The sequence below is a fragment of the Flavobacterium tructae genome, assembly GCF_002217475.1.
Taxonomy (GTDB): domain Bacteria; phylum Bacteroidota; class Bacteroidia; order Flavobacteriales; family Flavobacteriaceae; genus Flavobacterium; species Flavobacterium tructae.
Genome location: NZ_MUHH01000026.1, coordinates 18,448 through 39,048, shown reverse-complemented (window position 1 = coordinate 39,048; position 20,601 = coordinate 18,448). Strand labels below are relative to the sequence as shown.

Genomic DNA, 20,601 nt, shown 5'->3' with positions numbered 1-20,601 from the left:
AAAATTATGGCGATGTTATTCTGGTGCAGGAAAACAGCAATTTCCACTTTGTGATTTATGATGACTTTAAAAAGAAGGTTTCTTTGGCTTATCCAAAGTAGATTTTTTTTGTCGTAAAGTCCGCATGGTTTTTTATGGATGTGATTTTACAAACCGCAAAGTTTTATATTGATCTTAGCTTTGTGAATTTTGTGTCTAATTTTTATGAGAATCCAGCAATTCATGATACCTGTCAGAAATAATTTTCATGTTGAGGTTGTAATTTGCATTTTCTTCCACAAATTTTCTATTTCGGATGATAGCCTGATTTCGTAATTCCGAATTTTCAAAAGACCAGATTAGTTCTTCGGCAAGCATTTCGATATGGTCAATTTCAATCAATTGCCCGTTTTTGCGATGTCTGATCCAGCTTTGGTTTCCGGGAATGCCCGAAACTACCGGGTAACAGTTGCAGGCCATGGCTTCAAATAAGGATGCCGATACTCCTTCGGTAATGGGCATGCTGATGTAAATGTTAGATTGCTGTAATAATTTAGGGAGTTCCGTATTGGGAATTCTTCCTGTGAAAATTACTTTATTTTCAATTTGCAATGCTGCGGCTAAGTCCTTCAAAGATTGTAGTCGGGTTCCTTCACCCACAATGGTTAATGAAAAGTCAATTCCTTTTTGATGTAAAATGCCAAAGGCTTTTAAAATGGAATCATGACGGTATTCGGGTTGCAAAGAACGTGTAACAATCGCTTCGATTTTTGTTGAGTTACTGATTGATGGCGTGAAAAGGGATAAATCAATTCCTTTTGGGAGCACTAAAACTTTGCTCATGTCTACACCAATTGCTTTCATCGAAATGGTCATAACAGGTCCCCAGGCGTGTATTAAATCTGCTTTTTTGAAGGCGTGTTTCTGAATGAATTTTTTAAAGGGGAGCAGGAGTGAACCTTCCGGCCACAAATCAGTTCGGCCTTGTTGTGCAATTGCAATAGGATGCATTCCTGAAATTGCTGCCAGAAAACCATAACTGGTGGTTCTTTCGGCAATAATCATGTCCGGTTTTTCCTGTTTTATTTTTTTCCGAATCGAAAGGGGAGAGAAGAGATATTCTAAAATACGTTTGAATCGGCTGAGTTTGGAATGGTTGGGTGTTTGAAGTTCCCAGGTGCAAATTTCAAAACCGCCAAATTCTTCAAGGCCTTTCATCCATGTAATGGCGTCAGCACGATAAGATTCTCCAAGAAAAAGTATTTTTCTTTTTTTCATTCGGCAAACTTAATTTTTTTGCCACAGATTAAAAGATTTTTAATGGATTTTTTAATTTGTATTAATCTCTAAAATCTGTGGCAAAACTTTATCTCGCATTTCTGGGGCACAGCATATCCCTTTTGAAGTTTTTTCGCCACGAATTCACGAATTAATTTAAAAAATTTGTGAATTCGTGGCGGTGTTTTTCTTTAAAATTCCTCAGTGTCTAAAGCGCGATTAAAGAATTCGTTTAAAGGTTTTAAAGCGATGAGTTTTTGGCTCATTTTCGAAATGAAGTCTTTTTGAGTCACTTCGTCGATGTTATATTTTTGGGTAGCGGTAAAGCTTTTTAATTTTAAAAACGCAATGGCAGGATGGTCTTTTTCATACCCTCTTGGCGGGTTTTTGAGAGTGCTGTTTTCGTTGACATCCAGACTGCCAAATTCCTTTTTGAAGTTTTTATCTGCCAGTATCGCTTCCAGATCTTCATGGAAAAAAGCAATTTCTTTGCGTATTTTTTTCAGATCTTCAGCTTCAGGTGAATAAAACCCTCCCGCAATAAAACTGGCTCCTTTTTCAATATGAACATAATATCCGGCTCGGTTGAGGCCTTTGACGGCTGAAGACATCCAGATTCCTAAATGTGCTTTGTATGGCGATTTGTCTTTAGAAAACCGAATATCACGATTGATCCTGAAAGTACAGTTTTTGACTTCTAATAGTTCCAGTGCAGGATCCAGAGGTTTCATCGCATCCAGTAAATCACTAACTAATTGGTGATAATCTTTTTTGAAAATTTCATATCGCTTCTTGTTCTCCAGAAACCAATCCCGATTGTTGTTCTTTTTTAAATCGTCTAAAAATTGCAATGATTCTTTCGTTAACATATCTTCTCTGTTATTGCAGTTGTTTTTTTAAGTCTTCTTCTTTGATGAAGCCGATGTTCTTCCATTTTTCGGCTTTGTTTTCGTACAAAATCATAGTAGGAAGCTGTTCGATTTTCATCTGAGTTGCTAAAGTTTCGTTTTTGTCCACATCAATACGAATGATAACCACTTTGTCCGCCATTTCTTTTTGCATTTTCAAAAGGTACGGTTCCATTTGTTTGCAGGGACCACACCATTCCGCATAAAAATCTACCAGAACTTTTTTGTCTGTCTTTAGCAAATTGTTAAACTCATCCATGGTCATTCCTGCGTTAGCTGTTGAAGGTTTAGAAAATCCTTCTGCATTCCATTTCATGATACCGCCTTCTAATTCATAGATGGTGGTAAAGCCCAATTCATTAAGTTTTGCAGCTGCTTTTTTGCTTCTTCCGCCACTTAAACAATAAACAAAAACAGGTTTCGTTTTATCGTAAGTTGCGACTTTGGTCTCAAAATCATCACCGTTCCAGTTAACATTTACCGCATTGTCAATATGATTAGATTCAAATTCTTCCGGAGTTCGAACATCCAATATTTGAGCGTTTTCGGTTGTTTTAATTTTTTCAGCAAAATCCTTCGGAGTAATTTCTTCAATAATACCGGATTTTTTTTCGTTGCAGGAAATGAATACGACCGAAAGTATAAGGAATAGAATTTTAGTGAACTTCATAAGGTTGTGTTTAAAAAATAGAATTGCTAAAATAATGATTTTTAATTAGTCAATTAGTTAATGAGATAAATCAAAATCATTATTTAATTATCTCATTGACGTAATTGTCTAATTTAAATATTTTGTAACTCTGATGCGTCGATTTTACAATAGCTTCGGTACGTTCAGGATGCGTGTCTGAGATAAAAAGCTGTCCGAAAGTTTCGCTGTTAACCATTTCGATAATTTTAGCCACACGGGTTTCATCTAATTTGTCAAAAATATCATCAAACAACAGCAGCGGTTTTACGCCGCTTTGTTTTTTTAAAAACTCAAATTGAGCCAGTTTCAAAGCAATCAGGAAAGATTTTTGCTGTCCTTGAGATCCGAATTTTTTAATAGGATGTGAATCAATTTCAAAGGAGAGGTCATCTTTGTGGATGCCTACGCTTGTGTACTGTAATGCGCGGTCTTTGTTGATGTTCTCCTTAAGCAGAGTCAATAAGTCTTTTTCGAACAAATTACTTTCGTAAACCAACTGTACGGTTTCTTCTGATCCGGTTATGGCCTGATGGTGTACATTAAATATAGGTATAAATTGTTCCAGGAAATCTTTTCGTTTCTCGAATATCGATTGACCAAAAGTATTCAGCTGTTCGTTGTATATGGATAAAGTATCATTGTCAAAAGTATGGTTCAATGCAAAATATTTCAGCAGTGCGTTACGCTGTACAATTACTTTCTGATATTGAATGAGCTGATGCAAGTAAGTGGAGTCCAATTGCGAAATCACACTGTCCATAAACTTACGGCGCGTTTCGCTTCCTTCCACAATTAAATCACGGTCGGCCGGAGAAATAATAACGAGCGGAATAAACCCGATATGATCAGAGAATTTATCGTAAGCTTTGCCGTTTCTTTTTAAAACCTTTTTCTGTCCTTTTTTTAAACTGCAGACAATCTGTTCGGTCCTGTCGTTTTTTTCTAATTCGGCATCGATTACAAAAAACTCTTCTCCGTGTTTGATATTTTGAACGGCCAAAGGATTGAAGTAACTTTTTCCGTAGGCCAGATGATAAATCGCATCAAGCACATTGGTCTTTCCAATTCCGTTTTTGCCAACAAAACAATTGATCTTGTGGTCGAAATCAAAATTGATTTCGGAGAAGTTTTTATAATTGAATAAAGAAATTTTGTTTAAATACATTTTTTTGGAAACTCTAAGGGAAAAATAGGATGTTTATTAATTAGACCTCGCGTTACTGGTTTCTTCTGCCACAGATTAAATGATTTTTAAAAGATTTCTTTGTTAAATCCAGCATGATAATTTTGTAATCTGTGAGAATCTGTGAAATCTGTGGCAAAAAATCTACCTAATAGCCAAGGAAAATCCTGTTTTTGAACAGCAAAAATTTGAGGGTGCAAATTATCGAAAATTATCGATATAAAAGGCTTTTGATCGGTTTGAAGCGGAATTATTTTCCGCTTGAGGAGGAAGGACTTGCTGTTGATGAAATTATTTTTTTTAAAATAGTGATAAAATTGATTTTTTTTACGTCGGTTTCAATAAAAATTTTATTTTTGCCGTTCACTAAATTAATTTTAAATGGCAACTTACAATAAAAGAGGATATAAAGCACCAAAAGAGAAAGAAGTTAAAGAAGTAAATGAGGAAACACAGGTAGTTATTGACGAGAAAGACAGTACAACAGCAGGTGTTTTTTCAAAGTTAGATGAAACTGCTTCAAAAACTGAGGATTGGGTAGCTAAAAATCAAAAAATCATTATTGGTTTAGTTGCTGGTATTGCAATTGCTACTATAGGATATTTAGCGTATCAGAAATTTGTTGAAAATCCTAAGCAGGATGAGGCTGCAAGCGAAATGTTTGTTGCTCAGCAAAACTTCGAAAAAGCGACTAATGGTGTAGCAAGTGATTCTCTGTACAAATTGGCTTTAAATGGTTCTGAAGGTAAATTCGGTTTCGTTAAAATCGCTGACGAATATTCAGGAACTGACGCCGGAAATTTAGCGAACTATTACGCGGGTATTGCTTCTTTGAACATTGGTAAATACGATGATGCAATTAAATATTTAGGAGAATTTAAATCAAAAGAAGCTATTGTAGGAGCTTTGGCAATTGGCGCTATTGGAGATGCTTATTCTCAAAAGAACCAACAAAAAGAAGCTTTAGACTATTACGTGAAAGCCGCTGAATCTAATAAAAATGATTTCACTACTCCTCGTTTCTTACTAAAAGCAGGTAAAACAGCTTTGGCTTTAGGTCAAAAAGAAGATGCTTTGAAGTACTTAACAGATATCAAAGACAACTACGACGCAACTCCGGAAGCTGCTGCTGTTGATGTATTGATCGGATTAGCACAATAATTTTAATTGCAGAGTTCAGATTTAGATTTTAGATTCGTATTTTAGCAATCTAAAATTTATACTCTAAAATATACAGATGGCTACTCAAAATAAAAATTTATCAGAATACGATAAAAACACAATCCCAAATGCGAAAGATTTTCGATTTGGGATTGTTGTTTCTGAATGGAATGAAACGGTTACCGAAGGACTTTATAATGGCGCTTTTGACGCTCTAACTGATTGTGAAGTTCCGGCTCATCAAATTATCCGCTGGAATGTTCCGGGGAGTTTTGAGCTTGTTTATGGTGCCAAGAAAATGCTGCAAACGCAAAACGTTGATGCGGTAATTGTAATTGGATGTGTGATTCAGGGAGAAACAAAACACTTTGATTTTGTATGTGAAGGTGTTACTCAGGGCATAAAAGATTTGAATGTTCAGACTGATATTCCTGTTATTTTTTGTGTTTTAACAGACAATAACATGCAGCAGTCCATTGACAGAAGTGGAGGAATTCACGGAAACAAAGGAACTGAAGCGGCAATCGCAGCAATCAAAATGGCTTATATTCGCCAACAGGCTTCTATGTCACACCCGTTCAATCAACCATTGTTGTCTTCAGGAGCACTTCAGATCGAAGATAAGCCAAGAAAAATTGAGAACGAATAAAACACAATTGTTTTAATAATACTAAAACCTATACTGTGTAAAATAGTATAGGTTTTTTGTTTTTTTTATGATAGCTGTTGTTTAAAAAGCCAACAGAAATTCATTAAATTTGTACACCTTGGTTTCAAAAACCAGAATTGAAATAATAATATTACCCTGAGATTTTACGGATTATTTTCGATAAAAATCGATGGACAACCTTTAACCCAAATTTTTTAATGTCGAGTATCATTCAATTACTTCCTGATCACGTTGCGAATCAAATTGCTGCCGGAGAGGTGGTTCAAAGACCTGCTTCGGTTGTAAAAGAGCTGTTAGAAAATGCTGTTGATGCGAAAGCAACTGACATTAAATTGATTATTAAAGATGCCGGAAAATCATTAGTTCAGGTTATCGATAATGGAATGGGGATGAGTGTAACTGATGCACGTTTGTGTTTTGCACGTCATGCTACTTCAAAAATACGCCAGGCCGAAGATCTTTTTTCACTTCATACTAAAGGGTTTCGTGGAGAAGCATTGGCTTCTATTGCGGCGATTGCGCACATGGAAATGAAAACGAAACAGGATCAGGAAGAACTGGGGACGCATATTGTAATTGAAGGAAGTAAATTTGTGTCGCAGGAAGAAGCTGTTTTGCCTAAAGGAACTTCTTTTGCGGTTAAAAATTTATTTTTTAATATTCCTGCACGTCGTAATTTCTTAAAATCGGATACGGTGGAATTTCGTCATGTTATGGACGAGTTTCAGCGTGTGGCAATGGCGCATCCTAATATTCATTTTACCTTTTACCACAATGGAAGCGAATTGTATAATTTGCCAGCGGCAGGTTATCGTCAGCGAATTGTGGGAATTATGTCCGGTAAAACCAATGAAAAATTGGTTCCGGTAAGTGAAGATACAGAGATCATTAACGTTCAGGGATTTGTTTGCAAGCCAGAGTTTGCGAAGAAAAGCAGAGGAGAGCAATTCTTTTTTGTAAACGATCGTTTCATTAAAAGCGGGTATCTGCATCATGCAGTAATGGCGGCTTATGACGGACTTTTGAAAGACGGTTCGCAGCCAAGTTACTTTTTATATTTGAAAGTTCCGCCCAATACGATTGATATCAATATTCATCCTACCAAAACAGAAATTAAGTTTGATGATGAGCAGGCCTTGTACGCCATTTTAAGAGCCTCTATAAAACACAGTTTGGGGCAGTTTAATGTCGCACCGGTTTTAGATTTTGAGCGTGACGCCAATTTAGATACTCCGTATCATTATAAAGATTTAGAAGCCGAAACGCCAACGATTCAGGTTGACGGGACTTTTAACCCGTTTACAGATGATAAAACCAATCAGCATTATGCAAAATCGGGATCAGGTTCCGGTTTTAGTTCGGGTTCTGGTTTTAGCTCAGGATCTGGTTCGGGGTCAAATTCAGGTTCAGGTTCAGGCTCAAGTTATAGCTCAGGAGCAAATTCTTATTCCGGTTATTCTAAAAGAGTCGAGCCAACGGCAAGCTGGGAAAGTTTATATACTGGTTTAGAGACAGAAAGTATCGAAAGTTCACCGTTTACCTTCGAAAACGAAGAAGTCACCTCCTCATTATTTAACGATAATGAAATTGAACAAGCGAGTCAGGGAACGTATCAGATTCATAAAAAATATATAGTCTCACCAATTAAGTCCGGAATGGTGATTGTCGATCAGCAAAGAGCACATCAGCGTATTTTGTACGAGCAGTTTTTGTTGAATATGACCGTTAATCAGGCCTCTAGTCAGCAATTATTGTTTCCGTTGAATTTATTTTATTCTTCGGCCGAAATGAAACTGATCGAAGAACTGAAACCTTCTTTAGAAACAACCGGTTTCGTTTTTGATGAAGCTCAAACTGATCATATTGTGATTTCCGGAATTCCGGTAAACATTACCGAAAGCGAAGTCTCTCTGGTTATCGAACAATTATTAAGTGATTTGCAGGACGGAATTCCGGCCAACAGTTACAGTCAGAATGATACTATTGCCAAGTCGATGGCTAAAAGTTTAGCGGTTAAAACCGGATCGTATTTAACCGAAAAAGAACAGGACAATCTGGTTAACGGATTATTTGCCTGCAAAGATCCAAACATTTCACCTTTTCAAAAACCTACCTTCATCACCATGCGTGTAGAAGATATAGATAAAAAGTTTGCCTTATGATGAACAACATGACTCCTGTAGTAAAACAACTGCTTATAATTAATATCATATTTTTTATAGGGGCTCAGTTAGTACCAGTTTCCGAGCAGTTTTTTGCATTATTTTTTCCGGAAAGCGATTTTTTTAAACTCTGGCAGCCCATAACACACATGTTTATGCATGGCGGTATTTTGCATATTGCCTTTAATATGTTTGCGATGGTTTCTTTCGGATCGGCCTTGGAACATTTTTGGGGAGGAAAGAAGTTTATTTTCTTTTACATCTCCTGTGGATTAGGTGCCGCTTTATTGCAAATAGGGGTAAATTATTTGCAATTCCAGGCAGCTTTAGAGCCGGTAAGAAGTTTAGGGTTATCAGATGCGACATTACATCAGATCTTAAATGTAAATTTTAGTGACGGGTCGGGTTTTAGATCCGATTTGTTTTTTGATCAAATTAAGCCAATATTGGAAGGGGTTGGAAAGACCAATCTTACTGAAGAAGGGTTTAAAGGATTATTTAATGCTTCTGTAATTACTCAGGTACCAATGGTAGGAGCTTCCGGAGCTATTTACGGACTTTTGGTGGCTTTTGCTTTTATGTTTCCAAATGCTGAGCTTGCATTGATGTTTATACCAATTCCGATTAAGGCGAAATATTTTGTACCAGGAATTTTAGCAATTGATTTGTTTTTAGGTTTCAAAGGAGATTCTATATTTGGAGGAGGAGGTACAGGAGTCGCTCACTTCGCTCATATTGGAGGTGCGGTCATTGGGTACTTCATGATGTGGTACTGGAAAAAAAATCAGTTTAATAACAATCGTTGGAATTAATTTTTAACTTTAATATTGCAAATAAAAACTAAAGAAAGCTTTTATGAACATTCTGGATGATTTAAAATTACAATATCGATTAGGCGGAATAGCCATGCGTGTTATTTTTTGGAACATTGGTTGTTTCCTGATTTCATTAGTGTTATTCTATAACTTTTCTACAGCTCAGTTTGCTTTTCCGAACTGGCTGGCATTGTCATCAGATCCTGCCGTTTTTATGTTCAAGCCCTGGACATTTTTAACGTATGCTTTTTTTCATTATGGCTTTCTGCATTTATTGTTTAATATGATGGTGTTGAATTTTGCAAGTCAGTTGTTCCTGACTTTCTTCACCCAAAAACAATATCTCGGACTGTATATTTTAGGAGCCATTTTTTCAGGGATTGTTTTTGCACTGAGTTTTTATTTTTTAAATATTTCAGCGCCTATAGTTGGAGCTTCGGCTGCAATCATGGCAATCCTGATGGGTGTTACCACTTATCAGCCATTGATGAATGTGCGTTTACTGCTTATAGGCAATGTAAAGCTTTGGCACATTACAGCTGTGATTTTGGTTCTTGATTTAATGCAGTTTCGTTTAGACAATACCGGAGGACATATCTCGCATTTGGCAGGAGCTTTCTTTGGATTCCTTTTTATCAAGCTGCTTCAAAACGGTACAGATCTTAGTAAAATTGTTTCCAGAACATTAGATTTCTTTGCCAATTTGTTTAAAAAATCTCCATCGACCCCATTCACAAAAGTTCATAAAAATTACAAAAAACCTACTGAAAAAGTGACGTCAAGAATTGTTACGAAAGACAAAACGCAACAACAAATTGATGAAATTTTAGACAAAATCAGCCAGTCCGGCTATGATTGTCTGACAAAAGAAGAAAAAGAGTTTTTATTTAAAGCTGGAAAATAATCGTTTTAGGCCCGCAATATGAAAAACCTTTCATGGTTTAATAAAATAATGTTCTTTTTGAATATAGTGCTAACTGTACTGACCTTTAGTATTTATATTTTACCATTTCTGGCACCAAAGAGTTTTCCGCTTCTATCGGTCTTAACGCTCTTTATGCCGGCTTTCTTCGTTCTCAATGGTTTGTTCTTTGTCTATTGGGGAATTCAGTTTAAAAAACGTCTTATTTTATCCGGTTTGGTATTGTTAACCGGAATTACTTTTATCAGTAAATTTTATAAATTCTCGACAAAAGAATATGTTAGGGACGAGAGAGATTTCTCGGTAATGAGCTATAATGTGCGTCTTTTTAATGTCTTTAAATGGCTCGACCGCGACGATATTCCTTCCAATATAAAAGCTTTTATCGACGAAAAAGATCCGGATATCCTGTGTATTCAGGAGTATTCCAACTCGGCTCATCTGGATTTGAAAGTGTATCCGCATCGTTACATTTTCATCGAGGGAAATAAAATTAAAACCGGTCAGGCGATCTTTTCAAAATTTCCTATTATTAATCAGGGAAATATCATCTTTCCCAACTCAGATAATAACGTAATCTATGCCGATATTAAAAGAGGTAAAGAGGTTATTCGTGTGTACAACATGCACCTGCAGTCTATAAAAATTTCGCCGGATGTAAGTGATATTTCAGATAATATTGATCATGTTAATCAGGAAAAATCGCAGTTAATTTATACCCGAATCAGTAAAGGATTTAGACAACAACAGGAGCAAGCCGAGATCTTTAAAGAAAATATCAAACAATGCAAAAACCCGATTATTATTTGTGGAGACATGAACAATAGTCCGTTTTCATATGTTTACCGAAATATCAAAGGAAAACTCAAAGACGCCTTTGAAGAAGCCGGAGAAGGATTTGGAGCCACCTATAAGTTTCGTTATTATCCGGCACGTATTGATTATATTTTTACGGATAGTAAAATGAAAGTCAAACAATTTGAAAGTTTTTCCGACTTCGAAAACTCAGATCATTATCCTATTATGACGAGGCTTTCTATTGAGTAGCGTTTTTAGGATCGCGTAAGGAGCGAGAATGTTTAACCGCAAAGGACGCGAGGAATTTTTACTTATTAGATTTTATATAAACGCAAGGTTCGCANNTGCGAACCTTGCGTTTATATGTGTAAACTTAGACAAAAAAACTTTGCGTCCCTTGCGGTTAAGCCACAGTAAACTACTTATAGATTCAGTTTTCGGTATTGCAATGGAGAGGTCTGTTTGAGTTCTTTAAACTTTCTGTTGAAATTGGAGATGTTGTTAAAGCCGCATAATTCGGCAATTTCGAGAACCGAAAGTTCACTGTTGTTGGCCAGCAGTTTGGAAGCGTGTTCGATTCGCACTTCGATTAAAAACTGGAAAAAGGACTTGTTGGTCCGGACTTTAAAATACCGGCAGAACGCATTTTTAGTCATATTGGCAATAGAAGCAATCTCATCCAGGTTAATGTTTTTTTGGTAGTTGGTCATAACATGTTCGAATACCGTCTGCATTCGTTTCCCTTCATTATCTGTGATTTTTTTATCGTACAAATGGTTGGAGAGCTGTTCTCTCTCGCTGTTAGAAAGCCACTTTATGATTTCCAGAAACAAAATGAAGCGTTCGTAGTTGTCTGATTTGTTTAGTTTTTTAAAAGATTTGACGATTTTTTTAGGGGGATTGTGGGTGATAAATCCATTTTTGCTGTTTTCTAAAAAAGGCTGGATGTTTTTGAAAGTGGTTAGCGAGAAAAAATCTTTTCCAAATGAGTTTGTGGTAAAGAATAAGGTACGCATAATGGAAGATTCATTATCATATACTTCACTTCTGAAAACATGAGGTAAATTGCTTCCAATCATTAAGATATCGCCTTCGCGGTAATGCGAGATGGTATCTCCGGCAAATATGGCACCCTGTCCTTTTTCGATAAAACTAATTTGTATTTCTTCGTGCTGATGGAGTTTGTCGTAAAACACGATCTCTCTATCCTCTTGATATATAAGAGGATCTTCTCCCGATTTAGGGATTTTAAATGGAAAAACTTTCATGGTTGGTCAAGGTTAGTTCATTCAAATATATTTTATTTTGTCAAAAAAATAGCAATATATTAATTGGTTTTTTGTGTAATCAGTTTATATAGGGTAATATAGTATTGTTTTGAGGTAATTTTTAAGCCTCTTGCTTTGTTCAATATAAATAATTTTGGTTTTAATTAAAATCGATATTATGAGTATTCAATGGAAAGGCGTTATGCCGGCAGTAACAACCAAATTTACTGCAGATGATAAATTAGACTTCGGAATGTTTGAAGTTAACTTAAAAGCACAATTAGAAGCAGGTGTTGAAGGAATAATTCTGGGCGGAACATTAGGAGAAGCCAGTACTCTTTTGGAAGAGGAAAGAAGAGAATTGGTAAAAAATACGGTTAGCCTGGTAAACAATCAGGTACCAGTAATTATGAATATTGCAGAGCAAACTACACGTGCCGCAATTTTAGCAGCCAATAAAGCCGAACAAGATGGAGCAAAAGGTTTAATGATGCTGCCTCCAATGCGTTACAAAGCTTCTGATTTTGAAACGGTAACGTATTTTTCTGAAGTCGCAAAAAATACATCACTTCCAATAATGATATACAATAATCCGGTAGATTATAAAATTGAAGTTACACTGGATATGTTTGAAGAACTGTTGAAGTTTGATAACATTCAGGCAGTAAAAGAATCAACAAGAGATATTTCTAATGTTACCAGAATGATTAACCGTTTCGGTGACCGATTAAAGATTTTATCAGGAGTAGACACTCTGGCTTTAGAAAGTTTATTGATGGGGTCTGACGGATGGGTTTCAGGTCTGGTATGTGCTTTTCCAAAAGAAACTGTTGCAATATACAAATTAGCCAAAGCCGGAAGAATTGATGAGGCTTTGAAAATATACAGATGGTTTCTTCCTTTATTAGAATTAGACATTAATTCATTTTTAGTACAAAATATTAAGCTTGCAGAAGTAGCAACAGGTATCGGGACAGAATATGTTCGCGCACCAAGATTACCGCTTCAGGGAGCTGAAAGAGAAAAAGTTTTAGATATTATTGCCAAATCCTTAGCATCAAGACCAACTTTGCCTGATTATAAAAACTTGTAACAGTAAGTAAGCTGATACAATTGGTTTTACAAATTTCTTCTTTTAAGAATTGTAAAGTATTTATTCAAACAACAAAAAAAGAAATATGATTACAGGAAAAAATTACGTGGGAAGTACACTAAAAGCTGGGGGCAATAAAACATTTAAAACATTTAATCCGCAGCAGAATGTCGAAAATCCCTGGGTTTTTACAGAAGCAACTCATGAAGAAATTGAAGAAGCAGTTGCTTTGGCTCATCAGGCATTTGGAACGTATAAAAAATGTTCCGGTTTAGAAAGAGCCGGTTTTTTGAATGCTATCGCTGACGAAATCGTAGCTTTAGGAAATGATTTGTTAGTTCAGTATTGCAGTGAATCCGGCTTTCCAATGGGCAGAGCGGAGGGGGAGCGCGGAAGAATGGTTGGTCAACTACGCGCGTTTGCCCAAATGCTCATTGAAGGGAGCTGGGTTCAGGCTGCAATTGATACGGCAATAACAGACAGGGTTCCTGCACCAAAAGAAGATTTGCGTAAAATTTTGGTACCCCTTGGCCCGGTGGTGGTTTTTGGGTCCAGTAATTTTCCGTTTGCATTTTCAACAGCTGGTGGAGATACCACTTCAGCATTAGCGGCGGGTTGTCCTGTGATTGTAAAAAGTCATTCGATGCATGTGGGAACAGGCGAAATGGTTGCTTCGGCTATTATAAAAGCAGCACAAAAAACAAATATGCCGGAAGGTGTTTTCTCCAATCTTATTGGTGGGGGAACAACTCTTGGAACTGCATTGGTGAAACATCCGTTGGTAAAAGCAGTTGGTTTTACCGGAAGTATCCGTGCCGGAAGAGCCTTGTTTGATCTGGCAGCACAGCGACCGGAGCCAATTCCGGTTTTTGCCGAGATGGGAAGTGTAAATCCTGTGGTGCTTTTGCCAAATGCTGTAAAGGTAAACAGTCAAAAATGGGCTACAGCTTATGCAGGATCTATCACGCTTGGAGCAGGTCAGTTTTGTACCAATCCAGGATTACTGTTTGGAATTAAAGGAGCTGAGTTAGATAAATTCTCAGAAGAATTAACTCAGGCCATTGAAAAAATAGAAGCATTTTGTATGTTGCATCCTTCAATGAAAGAAGGTTTTGAAGAAGGATCAGCAACTATGCTGGCACAGAAAGGTGTTGCAAAAATTGCAGAATACAAAGGTGACGCGGCACCAAATTACGGAGTACAGAAAGTTTTAACCGTAGACGGGAAAACTTTTTTAGAGAATAAAATCTTAAGTCATGAGGTTTTCGGACCTGTTTCGGTACTGGTGCAATGCGATGATGAACAACAATTGCTGACGATTATCAATCAATTGGACGGGCAGTTGACAGGTACTATTATTGGAGAGCCTGAGGAATTGAAAAATCAGGACGAATTAATTGCAGCGATGCAGAGTAGAGTGGGACGATTGATTTTTAACGGTGTTCCTACAGGAGTTGAAGTTTGTCCTTCAATGATTCACGGAGGGCCTTACCCTGCTTCTTCTGATTCGAGATTTACTGCCGTTGGAATTCATGCGGTTTATCGCTGGGTTCGACCGTTTAGTTATCAGAATTGGCCCAATGAATTATTACCTGCAGAATTGCAAAACGAGAATCCATTACAGATTTTAAGAACCTTAAATAATATTCAAACAAAATCCCAGATAGCATAAATGGTAAAGAAGACTTTTTTTTGTGTAGATGCACACACTTGCGGGAATCCTGTAAGAGTGGTGGCAGGCGGTGGGCCTAATTTGACTGGCGCTAACATGAGCGAAAAACGTCAGCATTTTTTAAAAGAATTTGACTGGATCCGTAAAGGACTAATGTTTGAACCCCGCGGACATGATATGATGAGCGGAAGTATTTTATATCCGCCAAGCGATCCTGCAAATGATTTTGGAATTTTGTTTATCGAAACTTCCGGTTGCCTGCCAATGTGTGGTCACGGAACCATTGGTACCATTACCATTGCCATTGAAGAAGGTTTGATAACCCCAAAAATACCGGGAAAAATAAGAATGGAAGCTCCTGCCGGTCTTGTGAATATTGAGTACCAGCAAACCGGAAACAAAGTCGACTGGGTACGTCTGACCAATGTAAAGTCCTATTTGGCAGCAGAAGGATTAACTATTGATTGTCCTGAACTGGGAGAAATTACTTTTGATGTGGCATACGGAGGGAATTATTATGCGATTGTGGATCCACAGGAAAACTTTTCAGGTATTCAGAATTTTTCGGCAGGTAAAATTATCCAGTTGAGTCAGGAAGTTCGAAAGAGAATTAATGCCAAATATCCGGACTATTTTATCCATCCGGAAAATGATACCATTCGTGATGTGAGTCATATGCTTTGGACGGGAGAGCCTTTAGATCCGACATCGTCAGGTCGAAATGCTGTTTTCTATGGAGACAAAGCCATCGATCGTTCTCCTTGTGGTACCGGAACATCAGCAAGAATTGCACAGCTGCATGCCAAAGGGAAACTTAAAGTAGGAGAAGATTTTATTCACGAAAGTTATATTGGCAGTAAGTTCATTGGAAAAGTGGTGGAGGAAACTTCAATTGGAGAGATTCCTGCGATTGTACCAAGTATTCAGGGCTGGGCAAAAGTATACGGTTACAACACCATCATCATCGATGAAGCAAATGATCCGTATGCTCATGGTTTTCAGGTAATTTAAAAAATATTAAAAATTTAGATTCATTGAAGGAGGATAAGATTCTTCTTCAATGAATTTTTTAATTTCGTACAAATGAAAAGAATAAGTATAGTTGGAGGAGGTATAATAGGCTTGTGTACCGCTTATTATCTGGCTAAAGAAGGATATGAGGTAACTATTTTTGATCAGTCTCCTATGGATGACGGTTGTTCTTATGGAAATGCCGGAATGATTGTTCCGTCGCATATTATTCCGTTGGCACAGCCCGGTATGATTGCTCAGGGAATCAAATGGATGTTCGACAGTCAGAGCCCGTTTTATGTAAAACCGAGATTAGATGCCAATCTGATGAAATGGGGGCTGCAGTTTTACAAACACGCCAATGAGAAACACGTCGCAAATGCAATGCCGGCACTGCGTGATTTGTCACTGTTAAGTAAAGAATTGTATCAGGATTTTGCCAGAGAAAACAATTCGTTTTTCTACGAAGAAAAAGGACTTCTGATGTTGTATAAAACGGATAAAGTAGCACATGAAATGTTTCATGAAGGACGAGAAGCCGAAAAACTGGGTTTAAAAGTAGATTATCTTTCTGCGGCAGCAGTTGCAAAATTAGAGAACGGTACTAAAACCGATATTTTAGGAGGGATACATTATAAAGGCGATGCCCATTTATACCCACAAAAATTCATGCAGTTTATCAAAGAAGAATTAAAACGTTTAAAAGTAGAAATTTACTCCGGTACAACAGTACAGGATTTTACTTTCGATCATCATAAAATTACAAAGGTCGTAACAGATAAAGGTGCATTTAACACAGATGAAGTTGTGTTGGCGGCCGGTTCCTGGAGTCCTTCATTGGCTAAAAAACTCGGGATTTCAGTTTCTATTTTACCGGGAAAAGGATACAGTTTTACACTGAAGGATCAAGATCATAAACCTTCGATTCCTTCGATTCTATGTGAAGGAAAGGTGGCTGTAACCCCTATGAACAATGATATTCGTTTTGGGGGAACTATGGAGATTACCCATACCGGAGATACCAAAATCAATAAGAACAGATTACAGGGAATCATAAACAGTATCAATGAGTTTTATCCCGATATGCAGGTAGGAATGCCTGAAAATAAGGATACCTGGTTTGGTTTCAGACCTTGTACACCTTCGGGAATGCCAATCATTACGCGTGCCAAAAAAGTTGTAAATTTGACTTTCGCCACCGGACATGCGATGATGGGTTTAAGCCTTGCACCAGCCACCGGAAAAATAATCACAGAGATTATTTCAGGCAAAAAAACTTCGGTTGATACTAAAATGTTTCAATTATAAATTATGAGATACGATTCAATTCCGGCTTCTTTATTCGAAAATAACCGTAAGAGGTTTATCGAAAAAATGCAGACTAACAGTTTGGCTATTCTTACTTCAAACGATGTGATGCCCAATAATACAGATGATGTTATGGGGTTTGCGCAAAATAATGATTTGTTTTATCTGTCCGGAATTGAGCAGGACGAAACCATTTTGGTACTTTATCCCGATGCTTTTAAAGAAGAAAACAGAGCTATTTTATTTGTAAAAGAAGTCACTGAACATACATTAATCTGGGATGGAGATTTCTTGACCAAAGAAAAAGTTACGGCGCTTTCCGGAATTAAAAATGTAAAATGGATACACGAATTTGAAAAAGCCCTACAGCTGTTTGCCTTTGAGGCCGATGCCATTTATCTGGGGCACAACGAGCACATTAAAAGAATAACTTCGGAAATGAATACCCGTCAGGATCGAATGATTCAGTGGTGCAAACAAAAATATCCGTTGCATCACTACGAACGTGTAGCCAAAATAACAAGAGAGCTGCGTCCAATAAAATCAGCAGAAGAAATTGCTTTAATTCAAAAAGCAGTGGTAATAAGTATCGAAGGATTCAAAGCATTGTTAAAAGCAGTAAAACCTAATGTAAAAGAATACGAACTGGAAGCTGAGCTGGCGTACCATTACATCAAAAACGGAGGAAATCGTCATGCCTTCAAACCTATTATCGCTTCGGGTAAGAATGCCTGTGCTTTACATTACAATACCAATGATTCGGTTTGTCAGGACGGCGATATGCTTTTGGTCGATTTTGGGGTTTGTTATGGCAATTATAATTCCGATACTACGCGCTGTCTTCCGGTAAACGGAAAATTTTCTCCTCGTCAGAAAGAAGTTTACCAATCCGTTTTGCACTGTTTGAAAGAAGGATCAAAATTTTTAAAACCGGGTGTTTTATCGAAAGAATACGAATTGCAGATGGCAAGTCTGGTGGAAGCCGAACTGGTAAAATTAGGTTTGATTACTTTGGAAGAAATTGAAGCGCAAGACCCCGAAAATCCTGTGTACAAAAAATACTTCATGCACGGAACGGCTCATTTTTTGGGACTGGATGTTCATGATGTGGGATTGTATTCCAAACCTTTTGAAAAAGGAATGGTGCTTACCTGCGAACCCGGAATTTATATTCGGGAAGAAGGAATTGGCTGCCGACTGGAAAATGATTATTTGTTAACCGAAGACGGAAACATTAATTTATCTGAAGGATTGCCTATTGAAATTGAAGAAATAGAACAGCTATTAAATACTAAATAAACCATGATTAAAAAACACTTCTTACTGCTTCTTTTGGTTTGCTCGGGCATTTGGGCTCAAAAGGATATTGATATTAACGAACTAAAGTGGCTGCCCAATTCACATTCGTTTTGGGTAAATTCCGGAAAGGATATTTTGGTGTATGATGTGGATAAACTCAATCAGAATACCACTGTTTTAACCCAACAACAGCTCACAACAGCAGGTTTTAACGGAGAAGTAGAAGAATTAGTCTGGAACCAGAATAAAACTAAAGTTCTGGTGTATACCAACTCAAAAAAAGTATGGAGAGCCAATACAAGAGGCGACTATTGGTTTTTTGACTTGACGACCGGAAAAGGAAGAAAATTGGGAGCCAGTTTAGAAGAGTCTTCTTTAATGTTTGCCAAATTTTCTGCGGATAACGAAAATGTGGCCTACGTTTCAAAACACAATATTTACCTTGAAAATCTGGCGTCAGGAAAGATTACCGCTTTAACGACAGATGGAACTGATAAAGTAATCAATGGAACTTTTGACTGGGTTTACGAAGAAGAATTGGCTGCGCGTGACGGATTTCGCTGGAGTCCTGATGGTAAAAGTATTGCTTTTTGGCGTGTAGATGCTTCGGAGACAAAGTTTCACTTAATGATTAACAATACAGCTGCTCTATACCCATTTGTAGTTCCGGTAGAATATCCAAAAGCTGGAGAAAAACCTTCTGCTGTAAAAATTGGAGTTATTGATATCACTTCTTTAAAAACCAACTGGCTTGATATTCCGGGAGAACCGGATAATAATTATTTGGTTCGTATGGAATGGATAGCTAAAAATGAGGTAATGGCCATACAATTGAATCGAAATCAAAATCAGGTTTCGATTTACAATTGCAATACACAATCCGGAAAGGCAACTTTGGTATATCAGGAAAAGTCAGCAGAATGGATTGATGTTTTTGATATTTCCTCTGGCGTGTACGATGGTTTCCCTTGTCAGTTTGTAGACAATGGTAAATCTTTTTTATGGAGTTCAGATGCCGATGGCTGGATGCACGTGTACAAAATAAGCCGTGACGGAAAAAAGAAAGAACTGATTACAACCGGAAATTTCGATGCTTATTTTAAAGCTTATAATGACAAGACAAAATCAATTTATTATATCGCAAGCCCAAAAGATGCTACGCAGCGTTATCTGTATGAGACGAATATTAATTCACTTAAAACCAAAAGAATAACTCCGGAAGTATTTGAAGGAACTAATGAATATGAGTTTTCGACAGACGGATCGTACGCTAAACACACCAATTCTAATATCAATCGCGATTTTAATGTACGTTTGGTTTCACTTTCCGATCATAAAAAAATACTGCCAAAAGAGGCTGATGTTTTTGTAAAACCAACACGTGACTTTTCATTAGAGAAATTCAAAGTAGCCACTGTCGACGGAGTTGAAATCGATGGAATCATGGCAAAACCTCTTGATTTTGATCCGACAAAAAAATACCCGGTGTTCTTTTATGTTTATGGAGAGCCAATGGCTTCGGTAGCGAATGACATGCCTTATTTTAATGGATTTATTGACTTGTTAATTCCGAAAGGATACATTGGGATTGCCATGGACAACAGAGGAACTCCGGTTTTGAAAGGAAGGAAATGGAGAAAATCAATCTATAAAAATATTGGAATCATCAACACCCGTGATCAGGCTATGGCGGCCAAAGAAGTACTGAAATGGAACTTTATTGATACGAACAGAGTGGCCATACACGGATGGAGCGGAGGAGGAGCTGTAACTTTGAACCTGATGTTTCAGTACCCTGAAATATACAAAACCGGTGTAGCAATTGCAGCAGTTACCGATCAGCATTTTTACGATAATATTTACACCGAACGTTATATGGGATTGCCGGACGAAAATGGAGCCGCCTACATTCAGGCTTCACCCGTAACACACGCAAAGAACTTAAAAGGAAATTTGCTTTACATTCATGGAACCGGCGATGATAATGTGCACTATAAAAATGCAGAAGTTTTGATTGATGAACTGATAAAATACGACAAAGTTTTTAATTTAATGATCTACCCAAATCGTACGCACAGCATTCATGAAGGCGAAGGAACCCGAAAACATTTAGTCGATACTTTTATAAAATTTATTGAAGAAAAGTGTCCTCCGGGAGCGAAATAAAATCATTTTAAAAGCATAAAAAAAGGGAGAATTTCTGTAAAAAGGATTTCTCCCTTTTTTTATGGTCTAAAATCAATTAAAAAAATACAAAAAGTAAGAAAATAAGCACGTATGTTGCGCGAATTTGAAAGGGTAAGATAATACATGTAAAATATTAAATGTGTAACAAAAGGGTAATATAATAGGTTTTTGCGATAATATATTATCATAAAAATTA

At 37.1% G+C, this 20,601-nt stretch carries 17 protein-coding genes; 12 read left to right on the top strand and 5 right to left on the bottom strand.

What is annotated here, in order from left to right; translation table 11 throughout:
- Positions 1-195: 195 nt before the first annotated feature.
- From B0A80_RS12580 to recF, 4 genes are all read right to left on the bottom strand, one after another.
- Entirely contained in the window at positions 196-1,257 is a 1,062-nt protein-coding gene (locus B0A80_RS12580) for a glycosyltransferase (RefSeq protein ID WP_089077490.1), read from the bottom strand.
- Positions 1,258-1,448: 191 nt separating this feature from the next.
- Positions 1,449-2,126: a DUF2461 domain-containing protein gene (locus tag B0A80_RS12575; protein ID WP_089077489.1), complete on the bottom strand. Its 678-nt coding sequence runs from the start codon at positions 2,124-2,126 to the stop codon at positions 1,449-1,451.
- Positions 2,127-2,136: 10 nt separating this feature from the next.
- Complete coding sequence (locus B0A80_RS12570) at positions 2,137-2,835, bottom strand: thioredoxin domain-containing protein (RefSeq protein ID WP_089077488.1); 699 nt, start codon at positions 2,833-2,835, stop codon at positions 2,137-2,139.
- Between the two features lie 79 nt (positions 2,836-2,914).
- Positions 2,915-4,021, bottom strand: coding sequence for a DNA replication/repair protein RecF (gene recF, locus B0A80_RS12565; RefSeq protein ID WP_089077487.1), 1,107 nt, complete (start codon positions 4,019-4,021; stop codon positions 2,915-2,917).
- Between the two features lie 399 nt (positions 4,022-4,420).
- Between recF and B0A80_RS12560 the strand changes: the two genes are divergently transcribed.
- The 6 genes from B0A80_RS12560 to B0A80_RS12535 all read left to right on the top strand — a co-directional run bounded on the left by B0A80_RS12560 (position 4,421) and on the right by B0A80_RS12535 (position 10,816).
- On the top strand, positions 4,421-5,200 hold the full coding sequence (locus B0A80_RS12560) for a tetratricopeptide repeat protein (RefSeq protein ID WP_017494854.1): 780 nt from the start codon (positions 4,421-4,423) through the stop codon (positions 5,198-5,200).
- A gap of 76 nt (positions 5,201-5,276) precedes the next feature.
- The gene (gene ribH / locus B0A80_RS12555) at positions 5,277-5,849 is read left to right on the top strand and encodes a 6,7-dimethyl-8-ribityllumazine synthase (protein ID WP_017494853.1); all 573 of its coding nucleotides are present in this window, start codon (positions 5,277-5,279) and stop codon (positions 5,847-5,849) included.
- Positions 5,850-6,067: 218 nt separating this feature from the next.
- Positions 6,068-8,032: a DNA mismatch repair endonuclease MutL gene (gene mutL, locus B0A80_RS12550; RefSeq protein WP_089077486.1), complete on the top strand. Its 1,965-nt coding sequence runs from the start codon at positions 6,068-6,070 to the stop codon at positions 8,030-8,032.
- Positions 8,032-8,844, top strand: a complete 813-nt coding sequence (locus tag B0A80_RS12545) for a rhomboid family intramembrane serine protease (protein ID WP_026109805.1) — start codon at positions 8,032-8,034, stop codon at positions 8,842-8,844. The genes mutL and B0A80_RS12545 overlap by 1 nt, the downstream gene beginning before the upstream one ends.
- Before the next feature lie 43 nt (positions 8,845-8,887).
- Positions 8,888-9,751 carry a rhomboid family intramembrane serine protease gene (locus tag B0A80_RS12540; RefSeq protein ID WP_017494850.1) on the top strand — a complete coding sequence of 288 codons (864 nt, stop codon included), beginning with the start codon at positions 8,888-8,890 and terminating at the stop codon, positions 9,749-9,751.
- Positions 9,752-9,799: 48 nt separating this feature from the next.
- Positions 9,800-10,816 (top strand): endonuclease/exonuclease/phosphatase family protein, encoded by a 1,017-nt coding sequence (locus B0A80_RS12535; protein ID WP_089059949.1) that lies wholly within the window; start codon positions 9,800-9,802, stop codon positions 10,814-10,816.
- A 173-nt stretch (positions 10,817-10,989) separates the two neighbouring features.
- On the opposite strand, the gene B0A80_RS12530 is transcribed toward B0A80_RS12535, so the two are convergent.
- Positions 10,990-11,835 carry an AraC family transcriptional regulator gene (locus tag B0A80_RS12530; RefSeq protein ID WP_017494848.1) on the bottom strand — a complete coding sequence of 282 codons (846 nt, stop codon included), beginning with the start codon at positions 11,833-11,835 and terminating at the stop codon, positions 10,990-10,992.
- Positions 11,836-12,013: 178 nt separating this feature from the next.
- Here B0A80_RS12530 and B0A80_RS12525 point away from each other — a divergent pair, with 178 nt between their 5' ends.
- From B0A80_RS12525 to B0A80_RS12500, 6 genes are all read left to right on the top strand, one after another.
- A complete protein-coding gene (locus B0A80_RS12525) occupies positions 12,014-12,928 on the top strand; it encodes a dihydrodipicolinate synthase family protein (RefSeq protein ID WP_070907957.1) in 915 nt (304 codons plus the stop codon).
- Positions 12,929-13,013: 85 nt separating this feature from the next.
- Positions 13,014-14,600, top strand: a complete 1,587-nt coding sequence (locus B0A80_RS12520) for an aldehyde dehydrogenase (NADP(+)) (RefSeq protein ID WP_089077485.1) — start codon at positions 13,014-13,016, stop codon at positions 14,598-14,600.
- Positions 14,601-15,611 (top strand): 4-hydroxyproline epimerase, encoded by a 1,011-nt coding sequence (locus B0A80_RS12515; RefSeq protein ID WP_017494845.1) that lies wholly within the window; start codon positions 14,601-14,603, stop codon positions 15,609-15,611.
- A 72-nt stretch (positions 15,612-15,683) separates the two neighbouring features.
- Positions 15,684-16,919: an NAD(P)/FAD-dependent oxidoreductase gene (locus B0A80_RS12510; RefSeq protein ID WP_089077484.1), complete on the top strand. Its 1,236-nt coding sequence runs from the start codon at positions 15,684-15,686 to the stop codon at positions 16,917-16,919.
- Positions 16,920-16,922: 3 nt separating this feature from the next.
- Positions 16,923-18,218 carry an aminopeptidase P family protein gene (locus B0A80_RS12505; protein ID WP_070907771.1) on the top strand — a complete coding sequence of 432 codons (1,296 nt, stop codon included), beginning with the start codon at positions 16,923-16,925 and terminating at the stop codon, positions 18,216-18,218.
- 3 nt (positions 18,219-18,221) lie between these two features.
- Entirely contained in the window at positions 18,222-20,384 is a 2,163-nt protein-coding gene (locus tag B0A80_RS12500; protein WP_089077483.1) for a S9 family peptidase, read from the top strand.
- Positions 20,385-20,601 lie beyond the last annotated feature (217 nt).